Genomic DNA, 13509 nt, shown 5'->3' with positions numbered 1-13509 from the left:
TGCCGGATAACTTCCTGCCAGCCTAGCCAGACTATGTGACATTCACGGAACATCCGGGATCATCCGGGATCATCCGGCGCGATATTCCCTAAGAAATCGGAAGACGCCGGGAACCGCCCCGGCGATATCGGAAGCGGTCAATGGGCCGCCCGCCGAGGCTTCGCTGCCGGCCAATCCGTGGATGCTTGCGCCGACCGCGGCTACCGCAGCCCAGCGCTCTCCAGGGGCGATTCCCAGTGCAGCGAATGGGCCGTCGTCGTCCAGCCCGGACTCCGCGTACGCTGCAGCCAGAGCACCGATTATCCCGCCAAGGACGTCCCCGCTGCCTGCCGTTGACATCCACGGGCATCCATCCGACTGGCTGAAGACCGCCCCGGAAGGGGAAGCAACCACCGTTGTGGCACCTTTGAGCAGGACGACCGCACCGGTGTGCTCGGCCGCGAGCAGGGCGAAGTGCACGGTCCGCGATTCGACGTCCTCCCGTGTCACACGCACTTCGCCTCGGCCAAGAAGGGCCGCCAGCTCCCCCGCGTGCGGGGTCAGGATCCAGTTGGGCGGACAGCGTTCCGGCAGGAGCTCCAGGGCTCCGGCGTCGACGACGGCGGGCTGGCCGGCGTCGGACGCCGCGGCCAGTACGTCGCGGGCTCGATGGAGTTGTTCGGCCCCGTCCAGGCCAGGACCGAGCAACCACGCCTGGACCCGGCCGGGCTCGGCTGGCTCCCAGATAGCCTCGGGGGTCCGCGTCAGGACCTGTCGCGCCACGACTTCCGGGCCGAGGTACCGCACCATTCCCGCGCCGGCCCTGGAGGCGGCTTCGACACAGAGCGCCGCGGCCCCGGTGTAACGCTCGGAACCTGCCACTATGCCCAGGACTCCCCGGGTGTACTTGTGGGCCCGCCGCCCCGGGTCCGGCAGAACGGCAGCCAGGTCACGGGCAGAGAAACGGCGGAGGGCAGGTGCCGGAAGATATTCCTCGATGCCGATAGGTACCAGGATCACCCTGCCGGCACAGCCCTCACCCGGATCGGCCATCAGTCCGGCTTTGACGCCCCCGAAGGCCACGGTCAGCCGCGCCGTCAAGACGGGCCAGTGGACCTCGCCGGTGTCGGCGTCGACTCCGCTCGGGGTATCGCAGGCTACGACCAAATCGGGCTTCAGGTCCTGCAAGGCAGCAATCAATTCCGCGGCGGAACCGCCAAGGCCACCCCGCGCACCCGTACCGAGGATGGCGTCAATGACCACATCGTCGCCTGCAACCAGCACAGCTAGTTCTTCGGCGTTGTCCCCGCCTAAAACATGGACACGTCCGCCGGCGGACTCGAAGGCCGCGAGGGCGTCAGGATGGGCGGAACCGGCGGTGAGCACCGCCGTCGTGCGCATGCCACGCTTCGCGAGCATTGCCGCGGCGTAGAGACCGTCCCCGCCGTTGTTCCCCTTGCCTGCCAGCACCGTAACGCTCGAGCCGTAAAGGCTGCGGCCTTCCGATCGGAGTTCACGGACGACGGCGTGCGCTAGTCCGTGCGCTGCGCGCTGCATGAGGACAGCGCCCCCGCCGGCATCAAGAAGCGGTTGTTCCGCTGCCCTGATCTGTGTTCCGGTGAAGGCGCTGATCATGGTTGCTTGCGCTGCTAGGCTTCGGCGATGACCATGGCAGTGGCGATTCCGCCGTCGTGGCTCATGGACACGTGCCAGTGCTTCACGCCTTTGGACTCGGCCACTGCCAGCACGGTGCCCTTCACCTTGATGGTGGGACCGTACTGGTCCAGGCCGATCCAGCAGTCCTGCCAGTTCATGCCCGCCGGCGCTCCCAAGACCTTTGCCACAGCTTCCTTGGCCGCGAAACGCGCCGCCAAGGACCGCGTGTTGAGCTCGCGTTCCGCGGGAACGAACAAGCGGTCTCGGAGGCCCGGGGTCCTCTCAAGTTGGCGCCCGAAGCGCTCAATGTCTACGACGTCTACGCCTATGCCAACAATCATGCGGCTATTCTACGGTCACACTCTTGGCGAGGTTACGCGGCTGGTCCACGTCGTACCCCTTCGCCTTGGCCAGCTCCGCCGCAAAAATCTGCAGCGGAACAGTGGTGAGGAGCGGCATCAAGAGCGGAGGCGTCTGGGGCACGTAGAAAACGTGCTCGGCGTAAGCCCGCACGGCTTCGTCGCCTTCTTCGGCGATCACCAGGGTGCGCGCACCGCGGGCACGGATTTCCTGGATATTGCTGACAACCTTCGCGTGGAGGGAATCGCGGCCACGCGGCGAGGGAACCACCACAAAGACCGGCTGTCCTTCGTCGATCAGGGCAATCGGACCGTGCTTGAGCTCGCCGGCCGCGAACCCCTCAGCGTGGATGTACGCGATTTCCTTGAGCTTCAATGCGCCTTCAAGTGCCACAGGGAAGCCCACGTGGCGGCCCAGGAACAGCACCGACTTCTCGTCCTTCATGCTGCGGGCGAGCTCGCGGAGGGGACCTGCGTTGTCGAGGATCTTCTGGATGTGGGCGGGGATCTTGCCAAGGTCCGCCAAGACGTCCTTGATCTGGCCGGTGAAGATGTTTCCGCGCAGCTGGGCGAGGTAAAGACCAAGAAGATAGGCAGCCGTGATCTGGGCCAGGAACGCCTTGGTCGACGCGACGGCGATCTCCGGACCGGCGTGGGTGTAGAGAACCGCGTCGGATTCGCGCGGGATAGTGGAACCGTTGGTGTTGCAAATGGAGATCGTCTTGGCGCCCTGTTCGCGGGCGTAACGAACGGCCATCAGGGTATCCATCGTCTCGCCGGACTGGCTGATGGACACCACCAGGGTGTTTGCGTCAACGATCGGGTCGCGGTAGCGGAATTCATGCGCGAGTTCCACCTCGGTGGGGATGCGGCACCAGTTCTCGATGGCGTACTTGGCGACCATCCCGGCGTAGGCGGCCGTGCCACAAGCCAGGACGATGATCTTGTTGACCTGCTTCAGCAGCTCGGGGTCGATCCGGAGCTCGCTCAAGGTCAGCTGGCCGTTGATGTCCGAGCGTCCGAGGAGGGTCTGGGTGACAGCGTCGGGCTGGTCGTGGATTTCCTTCTCCATGAAGGAGCTGAAGCCGCCCTTTTCCGCAGAAGCCGGGTCCCAGTCGACGTGGTATTCCTTGCCCTGGGCGGGGGCGCCGAAGAAGTCCGTGATCTCGACGGTTTCGGCTGTGATGGTGACGATCTGGTCCTGGCCAAGCTCCACGGCGCGGCGAGTGTGATCGATGAAACCGGAAACGTCCGAGCCAAGGAAGTTCTCGCCTTCCCCCAGTCCTACAACAAGGGGGGAGTTGCGACGGGCGGCCACAACGACGTCCGGCCGCTCGGCGTGCACTGCGAGAAGCGTGAAAGCGCCTTCGAGCCGCTGGCAGGCGAGCTGCATCGCTTTGGTGAGCTTGCCGTTGGAAGAGTCCCCATTGAGCTGGTTGCGGAAAATATCGCCCAGAAGTGCTGCTGCAACCTCGGTGTCCGTCTCCGACTCGAAAGTGACACCCTTGGCGATGAGCTCCTGCTTGAGCTCTGCGAAGTTTTCGATGATTCCGTTGTGGATCATGGCCAAGCGTCCACCATCGGCCAGATGCGGATGGGCGTTCTGGTCGGTGGGTCCGCCGTGGGTTGCCCAGCGGGTGTGGCCGATGCCGGTCAGCGAGTCCGGGAGCGGATTGCCTTCGAGCTCGTTCAACAGATTGCTCAGTTTTCCGGACTTCTTCCGGGCTGTGATGGTTCCATTAGCCACCACTGCGACTCCGGCTGAATCATAGCCGCGGTATTCAAGCCGCCGGAGTCCTTCAAGCACGACGTCGAGAGCCGAGTGCCCGGCTTCTGCCCGGCGGGATGAATTGCCAACGTAACCTACGATTCCACACATGCCTACAAGAGTAGCGGTTGCCCCGCGAAATGGACGTAGGATATCCGGCCGCGCAAGCAGGCCAGGCCGCGGGAAATGCCGGATCGCGGACATTTTCCGGAGAGCATGCTCACACGAATTCTTCCCGCCGTTCATGCTGTATTTCCGGATCAGCCAACGGAGGGGCAGAATCTCTATAGTGACTTTGCAACGCAATGAAGCGAACGGCGACAGCTCCTCTCCGTTCGTGGAACTGGACAGGCAGACGTGGTCCCGGCTGGCTGCACAGATGGAGCAGCCGCTCAACGAAGAGGACATCGTTCGCCTTCGCGGCCTCGGTGACCCCCTGGACATGAAGGAAATCCGAGAGGTCTACCTTCCGCTCTCCCGCTTGTTGCATCTCTATGTCCAGGCATCACAACAGCTTCATGCCGCCACAACCACCTTCCTTGGCGAGCAGACCCAGCGCACTCCCTTCGTGATCGGGGTGGCAGGTTCGGTGGCGGTCGGCAAGTCCACTATTGCCCGTGTGTTGCGCGAAATGCTCCGCCGTTGGCCCGGCACTCCGAACGTCGAACTCATCACCACCGACGGGTTCTTGTATCCCCTCGCTGAGTTGAAGCGCCGGCATTTGCTTGAACGCAAGGGTTTTCCGGAGTCCTACGACCGCCGGGCTTTGCTTCGTTTCGTGAGTGCGATCAAGGGCGGCGCCGAAGAGGTCCGCGCTCCTTGGTATTCGCACGTCACCTACGACATCGTCCCGGACAAGGAAGTGGTGGTCCGACGGCCTGACGTCCTCATCGTTGAGGGCCTCAACGTGTTGGCGCCCGCCCGTCCGCGCCAGGACGGCCGCCAAGGCTTGGCCCTGAGCGACTTCTTTGATTTTTCCATCTACGTCGACGCCAAGACGTCGTACATCGAAGACTGGTACGTGGACCGTTTCCGCAAGCTTCGAAGCACCGCCTTCGCCCAGCCCGAATCCTACTTCCACCGTTACGCGACGCTCTCCGACGCCGAGGCGGAGGCCACTGCGCGCGGCATTTGGAAGCGCATCAATGAGCCCAACCTTGAGGAAAACGTCCTTCCTACCCGCGGCCGGGCGCAACTTGTCCTCACCAAGGATGCCGACCATTCGATCCGCCGCATGCTGCTCCGAAAGGTCTAGCACGGATGTGCTACCACTGCCGCCCCAGCCGAAGGTCCTTCACGACCTTACTTGCGGCAGGCGTGGGAATGGCGGCTTTGGCGGGCTGCACCCCGGATACCCCGGTCGCCTCGCCCACGGCCGCACCGTCCCCCTCAGGTCCCCAAACGGCAACGCCGACGCCGACCGTGGCGACCACGACGCCGGTTCCCGCCACAGCCGGGAGCCAGCCGCCGCCGTCGGGCGCCCCGCCGTCGAAAGCTCCGCCGTCAGGGGTCCTGTCCCGGCAGTTTTCACTGAGCGACCCCACGAGCCAGTGGGTCATCGTGAACAAGCACCGGCCGCTCGCCCCCTTGCAGTTTGTCCCCGCCGACTTGGTACAGCCCCGCCTGCAACTCGCAGTCAGCGGGGAGGCGTCCCTTCTCAACAGCACAACCGCCGGAGCAGCCGAAAAGCTCTTCGCGGCAGCCGCCTCGGCCGGCGCCACCATGACTCTGGCATCCGGTTACCGTTCTTTCCAGACCCAAACCGCCACGTACAACGGTTACGTAAACACACGTGGCCAAGCCTCGGCGGACACGGCCTCCGCACGTCCCGGCTTCTCGGAACACCAGACTGGCTGGGCGTTCGACATCGGCGACGGCGGCGGGGCGTGCAGCTTCGAGCCCTGCTTCACTGATCAGCCGTCCGCTGTTTGGGCCAAGGCCAACGCGCACAAGTACGGATTTGTAGTCAGATATCCGTGGATGCTCCATGAGATCACCGGCTATTACTACGAGCCGTGGCATTTGCGGTTTATCGGGGTTGAGGCCGCAACGGATATGGCCAACCGGGGCATCGCCACCCTCGAGGAATACTTTGGACTCGAAGCGGCGCCAGGCTACCTTTAGCGGTTGTTTAACCGGGGAAGTTCCCGACACCCCGCGGAATTGAACGGCTGCTCACTTTGAATTCACAAGCATGCACTAGCTTGGTGCCATGTTGAGTGGATTTAGGAATTTCATTCTGAAGGGCAACGTCGTAGACCTTGCCGTAGCCGTCGTCATGGGTGCCGCCTTCGGTGCAGTTGTTGATGCACTCGTCAAGAACGTCCTCATGCCGCTGATCGCTGCCTTGGTTGGATCCCCCAACTTTGACAGCTTTGCGAAAGTGACCATCAACGGAAATGACCTACAGTTCGGGGTTTTGCTGACCGCGATCGTTAACTTCGTCCTGGTAGCAGCCGCCATCTATTTCGTCGTGGTGGCTCCGATGAACCACCTCATCGAGCGCCGCAACGCCAAGTTGGGCATCACGGAAGATGAGCCGGCTGCCGACCCCGCGGTCACGCTCCTCACCGAGATCCGGGACAGCCTGGTTCAAAGGTAAGCGTGCTTCAACGGTAAGCACTGTTCAAAGGTAAGCATTTGAGACAACTGTGGCCCGCCTCCTCACGGAGACGGGCCACAGTTGTTTGCTGCTTCCGGTCTTAGAGAGCCAGTTCGCGTGGAATGGCGAGGCGGTTTTCGACGACGCCGGCGAGTTCGGTGCATATGCGGGTAGCGGTTTCCATGTCCGCGGCCTCCACCATCACGCGTACCAACGCTTCGGTGCCCGATGGCCGCAGGAGCACGCGGCCGGTATCACCAAGTTCGAGCTCGGCGGCAGCCACCGCAGCGGCTACGCCTTCGTCCGTTGCGGCGCGTGATTTGTCCACACCCTTCACGTTGATCATGAGTTGCGGCAGCTTGGTCATGGCGCGGGCAAGGTCCTGGAGGGTCCGTCCGGTGCCGGCTACCTGGGCGGCGATCTGCAGACCGGTCAGGACGCCGTCGCCAGTGGTGGCGTAATCGGAGAAGATCACGTGGCCCGACTGCTCTCCACCAAGGCTGAAGCCGCCGGCGCGCATGGCCTCCAGGACATACCGGTCCCCCACCGCGGTCTCACGGAGGGTGATTCCGGCTTCACGCAAGGCGATCTTGAGTCCAAGGTTGCTCATCACGGTGGCTACCAGGACGTCGTCCTTCAGTTTTCCGGACTTCTTCAGCGCGAGGGCCAGAATCGCCATGATCTGGTCGCCGTCAACTTCGTTGCCTTCGTGGTCCACAGCCAGGCAGCGGTCGGCGTCGCCGTCGTGCGCGATGCCGAAGTCCGCACCGTGCTTGACGACGGCTTCCTTGAGCTGGCCAAGGTGGGTGGAACCGACGCCGTCGTTGATGTTCAGGCCGTCGGGTTCCGCACCGATCACCACAACTTCGGCGCCGGCGCTCGCGAAGACCTGCGGGGAACAGCCACTGGCCGCACCATGGGCGCAGTCCAGCACAACTTTGAGACCTTCGAGGCGATGCGGCAGGGTGCCGAGAAGGTGGACGATGTAACGGTCTTCGGCGTCCGAGAAGCGTTGGATGCGGCCGACGTCGCCAGCCACAGGGCGTGAAGGTTCCTTGCCGAGTTGGGCCTCGATTGCGTCTTCAACCTCGTCCGGGAGCTTCTGGCCCCCGCGGGCAAAGAACTTGATGCCGTTGTCCGGTGCAGGGTTGTGCGAGGCCGAGATCATGACGCCGAAATCGGCATCGAGGTCCGCAATGAGATAGGCCGCTGCCGGCGTCGGCAGCACTCCGGCGTCGTACACGTCAATGCCGGAGCTCGAAAGTCCGGCTTCCACAGCTGCAGCGATAAACTCGCCGCTCGCGCGGGGATCCCGGGCGACCACGGCACGAGGCCGTTTTCCGTCAGCTGCACGCTCGTGGCCGAGGACCACTGCGGCAGCTTGGGCCAACTGAAGAGCAAGCTCCGCGGTGAGCAATCCATTGGCGAGACCACGCACGCCATCTGTTCCAAATAATCTAGCCATCGCGTCCCAGTCTAGACGACGGCTGCAGGGGCCGAGCGAAGGAGTGCCGGCGGCCCTGCCACTACTCCTTCAGCCGCGCGAGCGCAAGAGTGGAACTACTTGACTTGCGTTTTCCGCTCCACTCTAGTAATGCACCTTAACAAGTCTCTACGATTACCGCATGACACCTAGCTCTGGGGGCTTGGCGCTCGAAATAATTGTCCCCGTTTTCAACGAGTCCGCCATACTCGAAAGAAGCATTTACCGGCTTGCCGACTACCTTTCGCGGGAATTGTTGTACAGCTGGAAAATCACGATTGCCGACAACGCGAGCACGGACGCGACCGGTTTAATTGCGCGGAAGCTCGCCGATGAGGTTCCCAATGTCAGTTATCGGCGCCTTGAGACAAAAGGGCGGGGATTCGCGCTCCGCGACGCGTGGACATCGTCGGAAGCCAAAGTTCTGGCATATGTAGACGTAGACCTCTCGACCGATTTGGCGGCGTTGCCGCCGCTTATCGCTCCCCTGCTTTCCGGACACTCGGATGTCAGCATCGGCACGCGGCTTGGCCGGACTTCCAGGGTAGTCAGGGGTCCCAAACGGGAATTCATCTCGCGGAGCTACAACCTGATTCTCAAACGGACCATGCAGGTACAGTTTTCCGATGCCCAGTGTGGCTTTAAGGCTGTCAGGGCGGAAGTCGCACATCGGCTGCTTCCCTACGTGAAGGACAATTGCTGGTTCTTCGATACCGAGCTGTTGATCTTGGCGGAGCGGGCAGGGCTTCGTATCCACGAGATTCCAGTCGACTGGATCGACGATCCTGACAGCCGGGTGGATATCCGCCAAACGGCCGTCGACGATATCAGGGGCCTGGTGCGCGTCGCCGGTTCCATGATGAAGGGAAATATCCCTTTGCAAGCGATATATGCGGAGCTGGGGCGAGGACCTATCGCCGCGCCAACGCGTCCCAGTTTCTTCGGCCAAGTGGTGCGTTTCGGAATCGTCGGAGCGTTCTCCACTCTCGCTTTTGCTTTGCTGTATCTTCTATTCCAGGGTCCGTTCGGCCCACAGCAGGGAAACTTTCTGGCCCTATTGATCACGGCGATCGCGAACACGGCTGCCAACCGTCGCTTCACCTTCAGGATCCACGGACCCGAGCGGCAGTTCACACAACAGTTTCAAGGCCTTGTGGTCTTCCTGGCCGCCTGGGGAATCACTTCTTCTTCCCTGCTTCTACTACATGCCATCCACCCGGACGCATCGCCCAGTGCTGAGCTGTTCGTCCTGACCTGCGCAAACATCTTCGCCACCCTGGTGCGCTTCGTTCTGCTCCGGATCTGGGTTTTCCGGGTACGGCGGACGGAGGCGCGGCGTGGTGCGGCGCCCATCAAGCAGCTGGCAATGTGAGCAACCAAACCAGCCGGCTTCCTGGACCGACAGCCCTCAGCGGGGTCATCCAAGGCCGCTCCCAGGTCATTCTGAATTGGCTTCGCGGGAATCCCGCAAACGCGCAGTGGGTCCGTCCAGCACTTCTGGGCCTCTTGGTCGCAACGTCAATCCTCTACATGTGGGGACTCGACCGAAACGGTTGGGCCAACTCCTACTACTCGGCTGCCGCAATGGCCGGTTCGGAAGATTGGACGGCATTCTTCTACGGCTCCTCGGACCCGAACAATGCAATAACGGTGGACAAGCCCCCACTGTCACTGTGGATCATGTCCCTCTCCGTCCGTATCTTTGGGCTCAACTCATGGAGCATCCTTCTGCCACAGGCCCTGATGGGAGTACTCAGCGTCTATTTGCTCTATCGGACGGTAGCGAAACGAACCGACCCCGCTACTGGTCTGCTTGCGGGGCTCTTCTTCGCGGTTACACCCGTGGCCACCGTGATGTTTCGGTACAACAACCCGGACGCCCTGCTGACCCTGCTCATGATCGGAGCCGCCTACGCGACACTCGAGGCAATCGACCAGGGGAAGCTTCGCTGGCTGCTCGTCGCGGGAGCCCTGGTAGGCGCAGGGTTCCTCACGAAGCAGCTTCAGGTTGCCCTCATCCTGCCGGCGATCGCACTGGCGTACCTTGTGTTCGCACGGTTTTCCGTAATTGTCAGGCTGCTCCACCTAGGGGCGGGGTTGCTCGCCGCAGCCGTGGCATCTGGCTGGTGGTTCATGATCGCCCAGATGGCTGATCCTGCCCAGAGGCCTTTCGTAGGCGGTTCCCGATCCAACAGCATCTGGGAGTTAACGCTGGGATACAACGGACTGGATCGGCTGACTGGTGAAGATGCCAGCCGCACGATGTCCGGTGCAACGGCAACGCTGGACGTGAAACTTGACCCCGGAATAACCCGCTTCCTGCAACCACAGTTCTCCGGTCAATTCGGGTGGTTTCTCCCACTCGCCATTGCAGGACTCGGCATCACCCTCTGGTTCGTTATTCGTCGACAGGGCAGGTCGCAACAGCGCTCCTTTTTGATCCTGAGCGCAACGTGGTTTGTTTGTTCGGCCACGGTCCTGGCCATGATGTCAGGCATAGTGCATCCCTATTACGCGATCTCAACCGTGCCATCGCTGAGCTGCCTAGGAGGATTTGCAGCAACCTACCTTATGCGCCGCATGACAAACGGGTTGTTCCGTATCTTTTCCGGCGTTGTTCTGGCTCTCTCCCTGATTCTGGGGTACGTCTCCGCCTCGCGGTCGGTGCTGGATTTCTCGTGGTTACCCTTGGTTTTGCTGGTCGTGGGTGGGTTGGCAATCGCAATCGCATTGCTCCCACCCGTAAAGAAGAAATTTCGAACGGCCGCGGTGCTGCTGATGGGGGCTTCAATTCTCTTGGGACCGACAATCTGGTCTGTAAACACGGTACTTAGCCCGCACGTTGGGGCAGGAGTGGTCGCCGGGCCTAGCATCCTGGGCGTACGAACCGACAGTCCGGGTCGAACTCAGCTGCCGGCAAAGACGCCGTTGTCCTTCAGCGCAGTCATGTTCGGCGACGTGCCATCTCCAGGAGTCCTGGGAAGGATCAAGGCGAGTCCTGTGTCAGTGCGGTGGGCGGCCGCCGTTGTCGGCTCGGAGACGGCCGCCAACTATCAGCTGGACAGTTCCAGGGCGATCCTGGCGGTGGGTGGATTCGACGGTACAGATCCCTTCCCGACGCTGGAGCAATTCCAGAGCATGGTTCGCAGCGGCGAAGTCGGATCGTTTGTGATCCAGAACGTTCCGCCTTTGACTGCCGACGGGCGAGGGGAATCTGCGCGCATCGTTCAATGGGTCGAAAACAACTTCCGGCCTGAGATGATCGACGGGGCGTCTTTCTACCGCCTCACCCAATAGTGCAAAGTACGACGAAAGCCCGCCCCGCCAAACGGCGGAACGGGCTTTCGTACAAGCGGCTTTGGCGCTTGTGTAGGCGCATTTTTAGCGCTCGTGGTTCCGAGCGCTAAAAAGCGCCGAGGGCCCCGTGGTGATGTCGCGCCAGCGGCAACACCACGGGTAGGCGCATTTTTAGCGCTTGGAGTACTGCTGAGCCTTGCGTGCCTTCTTGAGACCGGCCTTCTTACGCTCGATGACGCGTGCGTCACGAGTCAGGAAGCCGGCCTTCTTCAGGGTGGCGCGGTTGTTCTCGACGTCGATCTCGTTCAGCGAGCGAGCAACACCGAGGCGCAGTGCACCGGCCTGGCCGGAGGGGCCACCGCCGTGGATGCGGGCAATGACGTCGTATGCGCCTTCAAGGTCAAGGATCTTGAAGGGCTCGTTGACGTCCTGCTGGTGCAGCTTGTTCGGGAAGTAGTTCGACAGCTCACGGCCGTTGATGGTCCACTTGCCGGAGCCGGGTACAACGCGAACGCGCGCAACGGCTTCCTTGCGGCGGCCAACAGCAGCACCGGCAACGGTCAGTGCCGGGCGCTCCTTCTTCGGCGCGGCTTCAGCAGCCGAGCTTTCAGAGGTGTAGCTGGTGAGGGTTTCCTCGGCCTCGACGGCTTCGGCGGTCAGTTCTTCGTTCTGAGCCACGATTCTCCTTGTATTAAAAGTTGTTTGGTGGCCAGGACTACTGGGCGACCTGGGTGATTTCGAAAGTCTTAGGCTGCTGTGCAGCGTGGGGGTGCTCAGCGCCACGGTAGACCTTGAGCTTGCCCAACTGCTGTGCAGCGAGGGAGTTCTTCGGGAGCATGCCCTTGATGGCCTTCTCAACAGCGCGGACCGGGTTGGATTCCAGCAGCTCCGCGTAGTTGACGGAGGTCAGGCCGCCCGGGTAGCCGGAGTGGCGGTATGCGCGCTTCTGCTCCAGCTTGGCACCGGTCAGGGCAACCTTTTCAGCGTTGATGATGATGACGAAGTCGCCCATGTCCATGTGGGACGCAAAGGTCGGCTTGTGCTTTCCGCGCAGCAGTGTTGCGGTCTGGCTGGCAAGACGACCAAGGACAACATCGGTGGCGTCAATGACGTGCCACTGGCGGTTGATATCGCCGGGCTTCGGGGTGTACGTACGCACGGTTTTGCCTCGTTCTTGTTCTGGCGTTCATGTTTTAGGCGGCACGCTTGAAACGTGTGCCTACTAGGTATGCGTTACCGGAGCAGAGGTGAGGGCTCTATGTACCAGTCATCCCGAGGTCCCGATATGCCTGTCGAGTTAACGATCCTGCAACTGGATCCCCAAGCGGGCATGTGTCATCGAGAAAGGACACGCACAACGACTATCAACAATAGCGGCAAGGAGCTTCAGGGTCAAAATAGGCTGTCAACCAACGTGAACAACTGAGACCGCTTCTAAGCTCCTAGGAGATGCCATGACAGCAACCGCCGCCCAGCCCTTGCTCGTGGCCTCCTTCGGCCTCCTGGGCCTGCTCACGAGCCCCCTGGCAGAGCTTCTGATAGCCCGATTCCTGCCCAGCCTTGGCGGACTCCCCTCGCGCGCCATCCGAATCACGACGGCGGTGGCCACTGCCGTGCTGTTTGCCCTCCTGACGCTCCGATTCGGATTCTCCCCGACGCTCGCCGCCTACCTGCTCCTAGCGGTGATGGCAGGGCAGCTGTCGCGCGTGGATGTCGCGCACCATTTGCTTCCAAACCCGCTGGTCCTGTCACTGCTTGCTGCCGGTTTTGGCCTGTTAACTATGTCCGCCGTACTGACTCTCGACTGGTCTGGACTGTTGCGCGCGATTGCCAGCGCCGTCATTTTGTTCCTTGCGTACTTGATTCTTGGATTAATTTCTCCGGGCGGTCTCGGAATGGGCGATGTGAAGCTCTCGGCACCACTCGGAATGTACTTGGGCTACTTGGGCTGGAGCCAACTGTTTTACGGGGGACTACTGGGCTTCGTGGTGGGCGGGGTGATGACGGTGCTGCTGTTGCTGCTGAAGCGCGGAATCAAGCCAGCTGAAGTGGCCCACGGACCGGCAATGTTTGCCGCAGCAATTGGAGTGGTACTTCTCATCGGGTGAGCCCACGGCGGGTCTCCCAGGTCCCCTCAGTTCCCAAGAGTCCCATACGTGTCAGTAGCTAGGTGGTACTTAGGCAGAAAAACCGAGTACCACGCGGGGCCTCTTCGAGTAGTCCATGCCACCAGTGCCAGAAAAGACGAGTACCACTACGCATTGTTTGTTAACCCTCCCAAGAGCAATTCTTGTCCTATCGAAATCCGAACCGCCAAAAGGGATATGCAAGCGGCAGGGATTCGTAAACAAATTCACTTATCTGG

At 61.8% G+C, this 13509-nt stretch carries 12 protein-coding genes; 6 read left to right on the top strand and 6 right to left on the bottom strand.

The window, feature by feature from the left end; genetic code table 11:
- Nucleotides 1–69: 69 nt before the first annotated feature.
- Genes ACFVTG_RS05605 through glmS form a run of 3 tightly spaced genes read right to left on the bottom strand, consistent with a single transcriptional unit; the run spans nt 70 to nt 3873 of the window.
- Nucleotides 70–1614, bottom strand: coding sequence for an NAD(P)H-hydrate dehydratase (locus ACFVTG_RS05605; RefSeq protein ID WP_390278772.1), 1545 nt, complete (start codon nt 1612–1614; stop codon nt 70–72).
- A 14-nt stretch (nt 1615–1628) separates the two neighbouring features.
- Nucleotides 1629–1976 (bottom strand): holo-ACP synthase, encoded by a 348-nt coding sequence (locus ACFVTG_RS05600; RefSeq protein ID WP_284755198.1) that lies wholly within the window; start codon nt 1974–1976, stop codon nt 1629–1631.
- A 4-nt stretch (nt 1977–1980) separates the two neighbouring features.
- On the bottom strand, nt 1981–3873 hold the full coding sequence (gene glmS, locus ACFVTG_RS05595; protein WP_390278768.1) for a glutamine--fructose-6-phosphate transaminase (isomerizing): 1893 nt from the start codon (nt 3871–3873) through the stop codon (nt 1981–1983).
- A 133-nt stretch (nt 3874–4006) separates the two neighbouring features.
- Between glmS and coaA the strand changes: the two genes are divergently transcribed.
- The 3 genes from coaA to mscL all read left to right on the top strand — a co-directional run bounded on the left by coaA (nt 4007) and on the right by mscL (nt 6364).
- On the top strand, nt 4007–5017 hold the full coding sequence (gene coaA, locus ACFVTG_RS05590) for a type I pantothenate kinase (RefSeq protein ID WP_284755196.1): 1011 nt from the start codon (nt 4007–4009) through the stop codon (nt 5015–5017).
- 5 nt (nt 5018–5022) lie between these two features.
- Complete coding sequence (locus tag ACFVTG_RS05585) at nt 5023–5886, top strand: D-alanyl-D-alanine carboxypeptidase family protein (RefSeq protein WP_390278765.1); 864 nt, start codon at nt 5023–5025, stop codon at nt 5884–5886.
- Between the two features lie 88 nt (nt 5887–5974).
- On the top strand, nt 5975–6364 hold the full coding sequence (mscL, locus tag ACFVTG_RS05580; protein ID WP_284755194.1) for a large conductance mechanosensitive channel protein MscL: 390 nt from the start codon (nt 5975–5977) through the stop codon (nt 6362–6364).
- Between the two features lie 100 nt (nt 6365–6464).
- Here the strand turns inward: mscL and glmM are convergent, their stop codons facing one another.
- Nucleotides 6465–7829 carry a phosphoglucosamine mutase gene (gene glmM, locus ACFVTG_RS05575; protein WP_390278762.1) on the bottom strand — a complete coding sequence of 455 codons (1365 nt, stop codon included), beginning with the start codon at nt 7827–7829 and terminating at the stop codon, nt 6465–6467.
- 160 nt (nt 7830–7989) lie between these two features.
- Here glmM and ACFVTG_RS05570 point away from each other — a divergent pair, with 160 nt between their 5' ends.
- Together ACFVTG_RS05570 and ACFVTG_RS05565 are read left to right on the top strand one after the other, a co-directional pair.
- The gene (locus tag ACFVTG_RS05570) at nt 7990–9219 is read left to right on the top strand and encodes a glycosyltransferase (protein ID WP_390278759.1); all 1230 of its coding nucleotides are present in this window, start codon (nt 7990–7992) and stop codon (nt 9217–9219) included.
- A complete protein-coding gene (locus ACFVTG_RS05565; protein ID WP_390278756.1) occupies nt 9216–11144 on the top strand; it encodes an ArnT family glycosyltransferase in 1929 nt (642 codons plus the stop codon). The genes ACFVTG_RS05570 and ACFVTG_RS05565 overlap by 4 nt, the downstream gene beginning before the upstream one ends.
- 171 nt (nt 11145–11315) lie before the next feature.
- Here the strand turns inward: ACFVTG_RS05565 and rpsI are convergent, their stop codons facing one another.
- Both rpsI and rplM read right to left on the bottom strand, forming a co-directional pair.
- Nucleotides 11316–11822 carry a 30S ribosomal protein S9 gene (rpsI, locus tag ACFVTG_RS05560; RefSeq protein WP_284755190.1) on the bottom strand — a complete coding sequence of 169 codons (507 nt, stop codon included), beginning with the start codon at nt 11820–11822 and terminating at the stop codon, nt 11316–11318.
- A gap of 37 nt (nt 11823–11859) precedes the next feature.
- A complete protein-coding gene (rplM, locus tag ACFVTG_RS05555) occupies nt 11860–12303 on the bottom strand; it encodes a 50S ribosomal protein L13 (RefSeq protein WP_024817563.1) in 444 nt (147 codons plus the stop codon).
- 295 nt (nt 12304–12598) lie between these two features.
- On the opposite strand from rplM, the gene ACFVTG_RS05550 reads away from it, so the two are divergent.
- A complete protein-coding gene (locus ACFVTG_RS05550) occupies nt 12599–13252 on the top strand; it encodes a prepilin peptidase (RefSeq protein WP_390278752.1) in 654 nt (217 codons plus the stop codon).
- Nucleotides 13253–13509 lie beyond the last annotated feature (257 nt).

This window comes from Arthrobacter sp. NPDC058127, assembly GCF_042884555.1.
GTDB lineage: Bacteria > Actinomycetota > Actinomycetes > Actinomycetales > Micrococcaceae > Arthrobacter.
The sequence above is the reverse complement of the archived record's forward strand: the minus strand, read 5'-3'. Positions and strand labels throughout refer to the sequence as shown.

Bases quoted from the DNA above. Each gene is read 5' to 3' on its own strand.
- ACFVTG_RS05605 (WP_390278772.1), bottom strand. From the start codon at position 1,614: ATGATCAGCGCCTTCACCGGAACACAGATCAGGGCAGCGGAACAACCG.
- ACFVTG_RS05600 (WP_284755198.1), bottom strand. From the start codon at position 1,976: ATGATTGTTGGCATAGGCGTAGACGTCGTAGACATTGAGCGCTTCGGG.
- glmS (WP_390278768.1), bottom strand. From the start codon at position 3,873: ATGTGTGGAATCGTAGGTTACGTTGGCAATTCATCCCGCCGGGCAGAA.
- coaA (WP_284755196.1), top strand. From the start codon at position 4,007: ATGCTGTATTTCCGGATCAGCCAACGGAGGGGCAGAATCTCTATAGTG.
- ACFVTG_RS05585 (WP_390278765.1), top strand. From the start codon at position 5,023: ATGTGCTACCACTGCCGCCCCAGCCGAAGGTCCTTCACGACCTTACTT.
- mscL (WP_284755194.1), top strand. From the start codon at position 5,975: ATGTTGAGTGGATTTAGGAATTTCATTCTGAAGGGCAACGTCGTAGAC.
- glmM (WP_390278762.1), bottom strand. From the start codon at position 7,829: ATGGCTAGATTATTTGGAACAGATGGCGTGCGTGGTCTCGCCAATGGA.
- ACFVTG_RS05570 (WP_390278759.1), top strand. From the start codon at position 7,990: ATGACACCTAGCTCTGGGGGCTTGGCGCTCGAAATAATTGTCCCCGTT.
- ACFVTG_RS05550 (WP_390278752.1), top strand. From the start codon at position 12,599: ATGACAGCAACCGCCGCCCAGCCCTTGCTCGTGGCCTCCTTCGGCCTC.